1 protein-coding gene is annotated in these 13,966 nt (G+C 72.3%); it reads left to right on the top strand.

Translation table 11 applies throughout. The features are described 5' to 3' along the window. Positions 1–75: 75 nt before the first annotated feature. The gene (locus tag WMF34_RS21375; RefSeq protein ID WP_437994381.1) at positions 76–13,953 is read left to right on the top strand and encodes an amino acid adenylation domain-containing protein; all 13,878 of its coding nucleotides are present in this window, start codon (positions 76–78) and stop codon (positions 13,951–13,953) included. Positions 13,954–13,966: the final 13 nt, after the last annotated feature.

Here is a 13,966-nt window from a genome sequence, read left to right as displayed (position 1 = left end):
CGTGATCGCGCTTGTGTGCAGCGCCCGGACCGCGGGCGGCGACTCTACCGCATGGAGAAGGCTGTGACGGACGCCATGTTTGACGAACGCTCGAGAGAAGAGAAGCTGAGCGTCTTCCGCGCCCTCCGCGACAGGCTGCGGCGCACCCCGCCGCAGCACGGCGGAGCGGCCGACGGCGCCGGGCCCCGCGCGCCCGTCCTCGCGCCGGATCCGCAGAACCGCCATCGGCCCTTTCCCCTGATGGATATCCAGGAAGCCTATCTGGTGGGCAAGCAGCTCGGAGACGCGCTCGGCCACGTGGGCGGCCACTTCTACATGGAGATCGAGGAGCAGGACCTCGACGCCGCGCGGCTCGAGCGGGCCTGGCAGCGCCTCGTCGCCCACCACGAGATGCTGCGCGCGAAGATCCTCCCCGAGGGGCGCCAGCAGATCATGCCGCCGGCCCCCCCTGTCTCTCTCCCGGTCCACGACCTCAGGTGGTCCGCGGCGGCCGAGATCGAGCGCCACCGCGCTGACGTCCGGCTCCGGCTGTCCCACAAGCTCTACGAGCCGGGGTCGTGGCCTCTCTTCGATATCGAGATCACCCGGCTGCCGGGCGACCGATCCATCATCCACTTCAGCCTTGATACGTGGGTCACCGACGGCGCGGGGCTGCACCTGCTCCAGCGGCAGTGGTTCCAGCTCTACCGCGAGCCCGGGCTAGAGCTCGCCGGACTCGATGTGTCCTTTCGCGACGTCGTGCTGGCGATCAAGGAGTTCGAAAAAACGCCTCGATTCCGGGAGGATCTCGCGTACTGGCTCGGCAAGTTCGCGGACATGCCGTCTGGGCCGAAGCTGCCCATGCGGGTCCGGGCGGGCTCCCCGTCGGCGACGGCGGCCTCGGCGCGAGTCCGGCTGCACCGGTCGTTGCCCCCCGCGGCGTGGGGAGCGATGAAGAGCGCGGCCCGGAGCTCCGGTGTCTCGCCGACGACGCTGCTCCTCACGCTCTTCGCAGAGACCCTGAGCGGCTGGTCCGGGGATGAGGCCTATGCCCTCGTCCTGACCTTCTTCAACCGCCCGCCTCTCCACCCGCGTATCGACGAGATCGTGGGGCCGTTCATCTCGACGAGCCTGTTCAAGGTCGAGCCGCCCGCGGGCCGCAGCCTCATCGAGCAGGCCCGACTCCACCAGCGCCAGCTCTGGGACGACATGGATCACTACACGGTCAGCGGGGTGCGGACCCTGCGGGAGCTCCGGCTGCGGAGCAAGGCCGATCGCGCCTCGACGCTGCCGGTGGTGTTCACCTCGATGCTCGACAACGCGGCGAAGCCGGCCGACGCCGAGGACTGGTTCCAGCGCGTCTCGTACGCGGTCACGCAGACACCCCAGGTCGCGCTGGATCACCAGATCCTCGAGCGGGACGGGGCGCTCTATCTGAGCTGGGATTACGACGCGGAGTCCTTCGAGCCAGGCGTGATGGAGGCGATGTTCGACCGCTACGGCCGCGCCGTCGGTGAGCTCGCCGAGCACCCCGAGCGCTGGCACGCCGAGCGCCCGGCGGCGGATCGTCCCGTGGCGCCCTCCCGCTCCGACGCCGTACCCGCGCGCGCCGCGCCGCCGCCTCTGGCGCACGACCCCGCCCTGCGACACCAGTCCTTCGGGCTCACCGACCTGCAACAGGCGTACTTCGTCGGCCGCACGGCCTTCCTGGAGCACGGCGGCGTGAGCTGCCAGCTCTACCTGGAGTACGAATGCGAGGGCCTCGACGTGCCGCGCCTCCAGCGCGCGCTCCGCGCGGTCGTGGCGACCCACGACATGCTGCGGGCGGTCATCGACGCCGACGGGCGCTGCCGCGTGCTCGAGGACGTGCCGCCCTACGAGATCCGCTCCGTCGACCTGCGCGGCGACGCGTCGCCGGAGAGCGCCCTCGCCACGATGCGACGGCGCGCGAGCGAGCAGGTCTTTCCCCTCGGCCGATGGCCCCTGTTCGAGGTCGCCGCCTCGCGGCTCGACGCGACGCGCTGGCGCCTGCACGTCGCGATCGACCTGCTCATCGCCGACGGCAACAGCGTCCTCCTCGTCCTCAAGCAATGGTTCCGCCTCTACGAGCGGTCCGAGGCTCCCTTGCGGCGGCCGGCCATCACCTTTCAGGATTACGTGGCGGCCGTCGCGCGGCTCCAGCGGTCCCCGGAAGGGGCGGTGTCCCGGGAATACTGGCGTCACAAGCTCGCGCACATCCCGAACGGCCCCGTCTTCCCCGGGGCGCGGCCCCCGGCCTCGGTCCGGTCGGAGCGCGCGCGGCTCCAGGCGACGCTTGCCGCGTGGCCGGCCCTCGCGGACAGGGCGAGGGCGCTCGGCGTGTCGCCAGAGACCGTCCTCGTGTCGGCGTATGTCGAGGTGCTGTCGGCCTGGGCCGAGCCCGGGCCGTTCACCGTGGTCGTGGTCGATTACGAGCGCCCCCCGATCCACCCGGAAATCGACGAGGTCGTCGGCGATTTCACCTTCCTGCGCTGGCTCGTCCACGACCCTCGGTCGGGCCGCTCGTTCGCGGAGAAGGTCCGCCGCCATCAGCGCGGCGTCGAGGAGGACCGGGCCCATCAGCTCCTCGGCGGCTTCGGGGTCCTGCGCGATCTCGCGCTGCGGCGCCCGGAACAGGGCGCGCGCGTCCTGCCGGTCGTGTTCACCGGCTTCATGCCGCACGCCGACTTCCGGCTGCCGGTCGGCTTCTGCGACGCGTGCGGCCTCTCCCAGACGCCGCAGGTCGTCCTCGATACAGCGCAGGTGGAGGCCGACGGCAGGCTCGAGTACCACTGGGACGCCGTCCAGGATCACTTCCCTCCTGGCATGGTGGCCGAGATGTTCGCCGCTTACGGCCGGCTGCTCGAGCAGCTCGCCACCTCGCCCGAGGTCTGGGATCGGGCGGACCTCGCGGCCGTCCTCCGAGAGCGCGCCCCCGAGAGCGCGCCCTCCGCCCTCGCCGGCCTCACGGACGAGGCGTGGCGAGAGCGCCTCGCGCGCTGGAACGACACCCGCGCCGCGTATCCCGAGGATCAGGCCCTCCACCGCCTGATCGAGGAGCAGGTCCTCCGGACACCCGATCTGCCGGCCGTGCAGATCGACGGGCGCTCGCTCAGCTACCGTGAGCTCGACGAGCAAGCCAATCGGTGCGCTCGCTTCCTGTGCGCGCACGGCGTGGTCCCCGACCAGATCGTGGGCGTGCTCATGCAGCGATCGCTCGAGCTCGTCGTGGCGCTCGTGGCGATCCTCAAGGCAGGTGGCGCCTACCTGCCTCTCGAGCCCACGTATCCGGAGCAGCGCCTGGAGTTCATGGCGCGGGACGCCGGCGTGGCCGTCCTGCTCACCCAGTCGAGCTTCTCCGGCGTGCTGGCCGGATTCACCGGGACGCGCCTGTGCCTGGACACCGAGGCGAGCCGGCTCTCCTCGTACTCCGCCGACAGGCCGCGCGTCGAGGTCCGGCCGGAGCACCTCGCCTATGTCATCTACACCTCGGGATCCACGGGGATGCCCAAGGGGTGCATGCTCTCCCACCGGGCGATCTGCAACCGGCTCCACTGGATGCAGGAAGCCTATGCCCTCACGCCGCTTGATCGCGTCCTGCAGAAGACCCCGTTCACGTTCGATGTGTCCGTCTGGGAGTTCTTCTGGCCGCTGATCACCGGGGCCCGCATCGTCCTCGCGGCGCCCGGCGCGGAGCGGGATCCGGCGGCCCTGGCCGGGCTCATCCAGGAGCACGGCGTGACCGCCTGCCACTTCGTCCCGTCGATGCTGCGCCTCTTCCTGGACGAGCCCAGAGCGGCGGGCTGCGCGTCGCTGCGGCACGTCTTCTTCAGCGGCGAGGCGCTGCCGTATCCCTTGATGGAGAGGGCGCTCTCCACCTTCTCCGCTCAGCTCCACAACCTGTATGGCCCCACCGAGGCGGCCGTCGATGTCAGCTTCTGGAAGTGCAACCTGAGGGACGACAGGAAGGTCCCTATCGGCCGTCCCATCGCCAACATCCGCCTTTACATCCTCGACGAGCAGCAGCGGCCGGTGCGCCCCGATCAGACAGGCGAGCTTTACATCGCCGGCGTGGGCCTCGCGCGCGGCTACTTGAACCGGCCCGAGCTGACCGCGGAGCGCTTCGTCCGTGACCCGTTCGATCCGAGCCCGGGCGCCAGGATGTACAAGACCGGGGATCGCGCCGCGTGGCTCCCCGATGGGAATATCGATTTCCTCGGGCGCATGGACGGGCAGATCAAGCTGCGCGGCCTCCGGATCGAGCTCGGAGAGATCGAGGCCGCGCTCCTCGGGCACGAGGCGGTGAGGGAGGCCGCCGTCGCGGTACGGGACGCCGACTCGGGTGATCCGCGGCTGGTCGCCTACGTCGTTCTCCGGGACGGGGCGTCGTTCTCGCCCCAGGTGATGCGGCGCTTCCTCGAATCCTCGCTGCCGCGCTACATGGTGCCGAATCAGTTCGTGCAGGTCGCCGGGATCCCGGTGACGGCCCACGGGAAGATGGACCGGGCGGCGCTGCCCTGGCCGGTGCAGGACGACGCGGCCGCGGCGCCGCCGGACGCCGGCGCCGTGAAGGAGAAGATCCTCCGGGACATCGTCGCCCTCTTCGAGCTGGCCCTCGGGCGAAAGGGCCTTGCTCCCGAGGCGGACGTCTTCGACCTGGGAGCCACCTCGCTGACGCTGGTGCGGGTCTCCCAGAAGGTCCGGGAGGCCTTCGGCGTCAGCCTGTCCGTCGAGACGATCCTGAAGCATCCCACCATGGCGGGCATCGCCGCCAGCGTGGCCGAGCAGGTTGCCGGGGCCGCGGCGCCGCAGCCCGCGGCCTCGCCGCAGCCCGCGGCCTCGCCGCGGAGCGCCGCATCCCCGGTAAAGCCTGCGCCCGAGCCGGTGCTGCCGGCGCGACCGGTGCAGTCGGCGCGACCGGCGCAGTCTGCGCCGGCGGCGTCGGCGAAGAATGGGAGTCCTCGCGTGTTCGCTGGGCAGCGCCTCGTCGACCAGCTCGTCGGTTTCTTCAGGGAGGCGATGAACGTGGCGCACGTCGACCCGCACCAGGACCTGTTCGACCTGGGCGCCACCTCCTTCACCCTGGTGCGGATCGCGCAGCGCCTTCGCGAGCAGCTCGATCTGTCGCTCAGCGTCGATGTCCTCCTGAAGCGGCCCACCGTGGCTGGCATCGCCGCCTTCCTGGAGGAGCGCGGCGCGCCCGCGGCGCCTGTCGAGGCGGCCGCGGCACCAGAGCCCCTGGCGGCGCCGGTCGAGGCCGAGCCGAGCGCGCCCGCTCCGCAAAAGACCGACTTCTTCTCCAGGGAGCAGCGGGAGGCCTTCAAGCAGCAGAAGCCGCACCTGCGCCGGCAGGGCGAGCACCGCGGCGTCATCGCGCTTCCTGGCGACAGCGTCCCCGAGGCCGACTACCGCCTGCGCTCGTGCCGGACCGACTTCCAGGACCAGCCCATCCCCCTCGCGGACTTCAGCGGGCTGCTGGGGCTCCTCCGCCAGGCCACGATCGACGGAAAGCCGAAGTATCTCTATCCCTCGGCCGGCGCGACCTACGCCGTACAGACATACCTGCACGTCAAAGAGGGCGCCGTCGAGGGGCTCGGCCCCGGGATCTACTATCATCACCCCGAGCGGCACGAGCTCTGGCTGATCGACGGGAATCCATCCATCGAGCGGACCGCCCATTTCTATTACAACCGGCCGCACTTCGACCGATCCGGGTTCTCGCTGTTCTTCATCGCCCAGCTCGACGCCATCGAGCCCGTCTATGGAGCGAGCGCGGATCCCTTCGTTCTCATCGAGACAGGGTGCTTGATCGAGCTGCTCACGCTCCGGCAATCGGAGTTCGGCGTCGGGCTCCTGCCCGTCGGCGCCGTCGATTTCGACCGGATCCGGCCTCATTTCGGGCTGGGCCCGAGGCACGTATTCCTCCTCAACGTGCTGGGCGGCCGCGTCGAGCGCGAGGGCGCGTTGCCTCGGGCGCGGCAGCCGGGGAGGGGGACGCCGGCGCGCGAGGGGGTCGAGGCGTTGACTGTGCGCGGCGCTCCGGCGGGCGCGCTCCCTGTCAGCGCCTCGCCCGGAGCCGGCAGCCGGGGCGCGGCCAGCGCCGCCTGGGGCACGGACATCGCCATCGTCGGCCAGAGCGGGAGGTACCCCGGCGCGCCCGACGCCGCCGCGCTGTGGGAACGTCTCCGCCGCGGCGAGCGGAGCATCCGGCCGGCCCCCGCCGATCGCTGGGACCCTGCGCCGCTCCAGGCCACGGGGCCTGACAAGGGCGGGATCTACTGCTCCTCGGGCGGCTTCCTCGACGATGTCGATCGCTTCGACTGCTTGCTGTTCCGCATGTCCCCCGCGGAGGCGCGCTCGATCGATCCCCAGGAGCGGCTGTTTCTCGAGGCCGCGTGGGCGTGCATCGAGGCGGCCGGCACGACGGCCGAGCGCCTGAACGCCCAGGCCGGCAAGGTGGGTGTGTTCGTCGGGGTGATGTGGAACGACTTCCAGAACGAGGGAGTGGAGGGCTTTCGGGAAGACCACGTGGCCAGGGCCGTGGCGCTCCACTCCTCCATCGCCAACCGGGTCTCGCACACCTTCGATTTCAAGGGGCCCAGCGTCGCTGTCGACACGTCGTGTTCGTCGGCGATGACAGCGCTGCACCTCGCGTGCGAGAGCATCCAGCGCGGCGAGTGCAGGGCCGCGATCGTGGGCGGCGTCAACCTGATGACCCACCCGTACCATCAGGGGCTGCTCTGCAGCCTGGGGATGGTGTCCGAGAGCGGCTTCGGCAACGCGCTCGGAGAGGACGCGACCGGATGGATCCCGGGAGAAGGCGTGGGCGCCGTGTTGATCCGGCCGGCGGACGACGCCGAGCGCAGCGGCGACCACATCCACGCGCTGATCAAGGCCACCGCGATCAACCACACAGGCGCGACCCCGCGTTACGGTATGCCCTCGGCCGAGGCGCAGGCCGCGTCGATCCGCGACGTGCTGCGCCGCGCGGGCCTCGGGCCCGAGGCGGTAAGTTACGTCGAGGCCGCGGCGACAGGCGCCGCCATCGCCGACGCCTCGGAGATCGCCGCGCTGATCGAGGTCTTCGGGGAGCGGCAAGGCAGCGCGCCCCGGGTCGCCCTCGGCTCGATCAAGCCGAACATCGGACACCTGGAGTCCGCCTCGGCCATGTCGCAGCTCGCCAAGGTGCTGCTCCAGATCCAGCACAAGACGCTGGCGCCGCACGTGCTGAGCGGCGCGCTGAACCCCATGATCCCCTGGGACAGGGCGCCGTTCTGGGTGCCCGAGCAGCCGGCCGCATGGCAGCCCCGCAGCGGGCCGCGCCGCGCGCTCGTCAACGCGTTCGGCGCCACGGGCTCGCTGGGCCACGCCGTGATCGAGGAGTACTGCGCTGCAGAGCGACCCGCCGAAGCGTCGATCGGCCCTTATGGGGTGATCCTCTCGGCCGCGACAGGCGATCAGCTCCGCGAGTACGCGCGACGTCTCCAGGGCTTTCTCGCCGGACCGGGCGCGACGCTCTCGCTCGCCGGGGTGGCCTACACCCTCCAGGTGGGGCGCCGCGACATGGCCGAGCGGCTGGCCATCATCGCCCGTGACCTCGACGATCTGGGCGCCAAGCTGGCAGCGTTTGCCGCCGGCCAGGCGCCTTTGCCGGAAGGGGTGTTCACCGGCAGCGTCGATGGGACGCCGGTGCCCCGGCCCGCCGCGGCGTCGGACGATCCCGTGGCGCTCGCGCGCCGATGGGTCGCCGGGGACGCCGTGGACTGGTCGCGCTGCTACCGGCGACCGCCGCGACGCGTGCCGCTGCCCACGTACCCGTTCGGGGGCCAGCGGCTCCGCGTGCGGGAGATCTCCCGCGCGTCCGGCGCGGCCCCTGCTCCGGCAGCGGCCCCGGCTCCGGCGCCGGCTTTGGCAGCGGCCCCCGCCGTGGCAGCGGCCTTCGCAGCGGCCCCTGCTCCGGCTCCGGCTTTGGCAGCGGCCCCCGCCGTGGCAGCGGCCTTCGCAGCGGCCCCTGCTCCGGCGCCCGTGACGCCTGCGGGCTCGCAGGCGGAAGACGGGTTGCTCGACGCGGTGGAGCGCTGGCTCGTGCAGCTCTTCGCTTCGGTGGCCGAGATCCCTGCGCGCGACGTGCGGGCGAAGACCCCGCTCTCGGACTACGGCCTGAACTCCCTCATGGCCATGGGGCTGTATCGGCTCCTCTCGGCGGAGGGCCTCGCCGGCCTGCCGAAGACCCTGTTCTTCCAGCATCGCGACCTGCGGGAGGTGGCCCGGCATCTCGTCACCTCCCACGGCCAGGCGCTGCGCCAGCGCTTCGGCCTGACCGGCGCCGAGCCGTCCGGCGCGGCTGCCGCGCCGGCGCCGGTCGCCGGCGTGGCGGTGGTCGCGCCAGGGCCGCTCCCTGCAGCGGTCGGCGACGACACCGCCATTGCCATCATCGGTGTCGCCGGCCGCTACCCCGGCGCCGACGATCTGCGCGAGTTCTGGCAGAACCTGCGCGAGGGCAAGGACTGCATTACCGAGATCCCCGCGGATCGCTGGGATCACGCCGCCTGGTACGATCCCGACCGGAGCAAGCTCGGCCGGATCCACAACAAATGGGGAGGGTTCCTCCGCGGGATCGACCTCTTCGACCCCATGTTCTTCAGGATCTCGCCGCGAGAGGCCGAGTTCATGGATCCCCAGGAGCGCCTGTTCCTGGAGGTCGCCTGGTCGACGTTCGAGGACGCCGGCTATACCCGCGAGCTCCTCCAGCGCAGGCACGGCGGCTGCGTGGGTGTGTTCGCCGGCGTCATGTACAGCGAGTATCCCTTCTACGGGGTGGAGGCGACGCTCAGGGGCCGGCCGGTCGCGGTGGGGCTGGGGTACGGGTCCATCGCCAACCGGGTCTCCTTTGTCATGGACCTGAACGGCCCGAGCCTCAGCGTCGATACGCTCTGCTCCTCCTCCCTGACGTGCCTCCACCTGGCCGTGGAGAGCTTGCGGCGCGGCGAGTGCGCCATGGCCCTCGCCGGCGGGGTGAACCTGTCCCTCCACCCCAACAAGTACCTTCAGCACTCGCTGTTCAAGATGACCGCCCCTGACGGCCGCTGCCGCAGCTTCGGTGAAGGCGGCGACGGGTTCACGCCGGGGGAGGGGGTCGGGTGCGTGCTGCTCAAGCCCCTTTCGCACGCGCTGCGCGACGGAGATCCGATTCACGGCGTCATCCGGGGGGTCGCCGTCAATCACGGCGGCAGGTCGAGCGGTTATACGGTCCCGAGCGCCAAGGCGCAGGCCGCGCTGGTCAAGGCCGCCGTCGCGCGGGCGGGGATCCCGGCCCGGTCCATCGGCTACATCGAGGCCCACGGGACCGGGACTCCCCTCGGGGATCCCATCGAGCTCGAGGGCTTGAACCAGGCGTTCCAGGGCGCAGCGGAGCCTGGCTTCTCGTGCCCGATTGGGTCGCTCAAGTCGAACATGGGGCACCTGGAGGCGGCCGCCGGGGTCGCTGGCTTGACCAAGGTCCTGCTCCAGATGAAACACGGCGAGCTCGCGCCGTCGCTCCACGCCGAGGCGCTGAACCCGAACATCGACTGGACGGCGACGCCGTTCTTCGTCCAGCGGCGGCCGGCGCCCTGGGAGCGAGCCACCGTCGAGGTCGACGGGCGCTCGCAGGTCCTGCCCCGGCGGGCCGGGATCAGCTCCTTCGGGGCCGGCGGGGCGAACGCCCACGTCATCGTGGAGGAGGCCCCGGAGGTCGCGCCGCGCCCCCCGCACGAAGGGCCGCAGATCGTCGTGCTCTCCGCCCGGGAAGAAGGGCGGCTGCGCGCGGTTGCCGCGCGCATCGCGGCGTTCCTCCGCGGCGGAGACGACGTCGACCTCGCCGACCTGGCGTACACCCTCCAGGTCGGCAGAGAGCCCATGGAAGAGCGCCTGGCGCTGATCGCCGGCGACCGGGAGGCGCTCGCGCGCGGCCTCGAGGCCTTCGCGGCCGGCGACGACGCAGCGGTGCTGCGGGGGCGGGCCCGCTCGGACGACCGCGCGCTACTCCCCGGGGACGACGAGGGCGTCCGGTCGCTGATCGCGCAATGGATCGGCAAGGGCCGGCTGCAGCAGGTGGCCAGGCTGTGGGTCTCCGGCGCGGACATCGACTGGGAAGCGCTGCCCCGGCCGTCCGCCTGCCGCAGGATCTCGCTGCCCACGTACCCGTTCGCCCGCGAGCGGTACTGGCTGCCCTTGCAGGACGAGCCCGCGGGCGCGGCGGGCGTTGCGGCGGCGCCTTCGCCCTCGGCGGACCTGGGCGGGGAGCGAGGAGCTGCCGCTCCGGAGGCCGCTCCGGCGCACGCCGGCGTGTTCCTCGAGAAGGCCTGGCGCCCCTCGGAGCGCGTCGCCGGCGGCGCGGAGCGCCCGGACGGCGCGGTCCTCGTGGTCGCCGGCCGGCAGACGCTCGCGCTGGCGGAGGCCCTGGGCGCGGGGCACGGCGACGTTCGCGTCGTCCTCACGCGTGATGCGGCGGCCGGGTTCCACGGCGGAGAGATGGAGCTCGACACCGGCGCGCCCGCGCAGGCCGACGCGCTCGCGCAGGCGCTCTGGAACGAGCACGGGGGGATCGCCGCGCTGATCGACCTGTCGGACATCCATCGCGAGCCGGTCGCGCGCTGCCCGCTCCAGCTCGGGAAGCTCGCCTTCGTGCAGCGGCTCGTTCGGCTCGCCGTCCCGGGGCCGTTCCGGCTCTTGCACGCGACCCGCGGTCGACTGCCCTTCCGCAACGAGGCGCCGTCCCTCGCCGGCGCTGCGCTCGCGGGCCTGATCGGCGCGCTGGGCGCCGAGTACAGGAGCGTCCGGGCCCGGACCGTCGACCTCGACGAGCGCGCGCTCTCCGGAGCGTCCCTGGGCGAGCTCCTGTGGCACGAGTTCATGGCCAACGCCCCCGAGGGCGAGGCCTGCTATCGGGACGGCGAGCGCTTCGTCCCCCGGATTTCGCCCGTGTCCTCGTCCGGCGGTCCTCGCGGCGGCGATCCCATCGCCTCGGCCATCGCGGCGGGGCGGCCGATCCTCGTCTCTGGCGGGATGCAGGGCCTCGGCGCCGAGGTGGCCCGCCACCTGGTCCGGCGCGGTGCGCGCCGGCTCGCGCTCCTGGGGCGCAAGCCGCTGCCGCCGCGCGAGCGCTGGCGGGCGCTCGTCGCGGATCCGGCGCGCGATCCGCTCACCGCGGCCAGGGTGGCCCTCGTGCTCGACCTCGAGGCGAGCGGCGCCGAGGTCCGGATCTACGTCGGATCGCTGACCGACCGCGAGGCGCTGCAGGGCTTCCTCGGCGGCCTCGAGCGCGACCTTGGACCGCTGGGAGGCGTCGTCCATTGCGCGGGCGAGATGCGGACCTCCACGCCCGCCTTCATTCACAAGGACATCGCCGACATCGCCGCTGTCCTTTCACCGAAGGTCGATGGCCTTCAGCTCGTCCACGAGCTGACGAGCACGAGCCCTCTCGACTTCTTCGTCACGTTCTCGTCCGTGGCCGCCCTGATACCGCGGCTTTCGGCCGGGATCCTCGATTACGCGGCGGCCAATGCCTTCATGGATGTCTTCGCCGCGCAGCGCGCGGCCGCGGGCGAGCGACACGTCCGATCGATTCAATGGTCCCGCTGGCAGGGGGGCGGCATGGCCGGCGAGGGGACCCGGCGTTTCGAGGAATGGGACCTCCCGACGTACTCCACGGCCGAGGGGCTTTCGCTTCTCGACCAGGCCGTGCGGCTGCACGGCGCGCCCTGCGTCTTCGCCGGCAGGAAGCTCCCCGAGGAGGCGGCGGCGGAGCGCTGGCTGCAGGTGGAGCGCCCAGAGCCGGTGCAGGCGAAGCAACCCACGCTCGGCGCGGCGCCTCCCGCGCCCGCCGCGCGCGCGGGAGAAAACGGCGCGAGCCACATCGCGCCGCGCGCGGGCGAGAACGGCGCGAGCCACATCGCGCCGCGCGCGGGCGAGAACGGCGCGAGCCACATCACGCCGCGCGTGGGCGAGAACGGCGCGAGCCGTGTCCTCGACGGGCTGAGGGGCGTGTTCAGCGCGGAGCTCCGGATCCCCGTGGCCAAGCTGGGCTCGGACACGCCGTTCGAGGATTTCGGCGTGGACTCGGTCATCCTGGCCGGCCTCGTCCAGCGGATCGAGACATGGCTGGGCGGCGTGGCGCTCGAGCCCACCGTGCTTCTGCAGCACCGCACCCTCGACGATCTCGCTCGCCACCTCCGCAAACACTTCGAGGCCGAGATCCGCGCCAGGCTCTCGCCGCGCCCGGCTCCTGCGGACAACGTCCCTGCGCAGGCGCAGGCGCAGGCGCAGGCGCAGGCCGTCGCGGCGTCCGACGCTCCTCGCCGGGATGCGACAGCGCAGAGCGCGCACGCTCCGGCAGAGCCCGTCGCCGCGCCTGCGCCCGCGCCGGCGGAGCCCGCCGCCACGATCGCGCCCGCTCCGGACGCCGGAGCGCGCGCCTCCCTCGGGGCGTCGTCCTCCGGGCAGCCCCGGATCGCGGTGATCGGCCTCGCCTGCCGCTTTCCCGGCGCGCCCTGCCCGGCGGCGTTCTGGGAGAACCTCGCCGCGGGCGTGTGCAGCATCCGCGAGGTCCCGCTGTCCCGGTGGGACTGGCGCCGCCTGTACAGCCCCGCCCTGCAGGAGGGCAAGAGCATCAGCAGGTGGGGCGGGTTCGTGGACGACATCGAGGGGTTCGATCCCGGGTACTTCAACCTCCCCGAGTCGGACGCCGTGATGCTGGATCCGCTGGTCCGCCTCTTCCTGGAGGCGGGGGTCACGGCCTTCCTCGACGCCGGCTACGATCGCAAGGCGCTCGGCGGCCGCAAGGTGGGTGTCTTCGTGGGCGCGCGCTCCGCGAATTTCGCCGAGCGGTCCAGGCACGCGTCCAAGGCCAGCATCGTCAGCGGCGGGCAGAATTTCATCGCCGCGCACCTGTCCCACGCGCTCAACCTCAAGGGGCCGAGCCTGGTCGTGGACACCGCCTGCTCGTCCGCGCTCGTGGGCATCTCCCTCGCGTGCCAGAGCCTGGCCTCGGACGCGTGCGAGATGGCGGTCGCGGGCGGCGTCGACGTGCTGCTCGACGAGAAACCCTATCTGGTCCTCAGCGCGGGGCGCGCCCTGTCGCCCGACGGCAAGTGCCATGTCTTCGACGAGAAGGCGAACGGCTTCGTCCCCGGAGAGGGCGCGGGCGCCGTGATCCTGAAGCGCCTCGACCGGGCGCTCGCCGACGGCGATCGCATCGAGGCCGTGATCGAGGGGATCGCGGTCAACAACGACGGGCGCACCATGGGCATCAGCACCCCCAACCCCGAGGCGCAGTCGGCGGTCATCGAGGAGGCCCTCTCGCGCGCGAGCGCCGCCGCGGAGACGCTCGGCTACGTCGAGGCCCATGGGACCGGCACCCTGATCGGCGACCCCATCGAGCTCCGCGGGTTGACCCAGGTCTTCCGCCGCTCCACCGAGGAGCGGGGCTTCTGCGCGGTCGGCAGCGTCAAGACCAACATCGGCCACCTCCTGAGCGCCGCAGGCGTCGCCAGCTTCATCAAGGTCGTGCTCGCCCTGCGCCACCGCCAGATCCCGCCCACGCTCCACTGCGAGACCCCGAATCCGCGCTTCGCGTTTGCCGACTCGCCCTTTTATCCCGCGACGCGCCTCGCGCCGTGGCGCCCTCGTCGCGGCGTCCGCAGGGCCGGGATCAGCTCGTTCGGGTTCGGGGGCACCAACGCCCACGCAATCGTCGCCGAGCTGGATCCGGCGCTCGCCCCTTCGGACCAGCAGGGGCGGCGGCGCCTGCCTGCTCCCGTCTTCAACCGGCGCCGCTTCTGGCCGGAGAGCCCGGCCGCGCCCTCGTCGCCACAAGCGATCGCCGCGCCGGCGCGGCGCGATCCCACGCGTTTCCAGCTCGAGTTCGAGCCCGCGGACGGCGCCGAGCCCGGCGCGCGGAAGCCTGGAAGGCGATAGACGGCTTTGCTGA

The organism is Sorangium sp. So ce145 (assembly GCF_051525985.1).
In the GTDB taxonomy this organism is placed as follows: Bacteria; Myxococcota_A; Polyangia; order Polyangiales; family Polyangiaceae; genus Sorangium; species Sorangium cellulosum_B.
The sequence above is the reverse complement of the archived record's forward strand: the minus strand, read 5'-3'. Positions and strand labels throughout refer to the sequence as shown.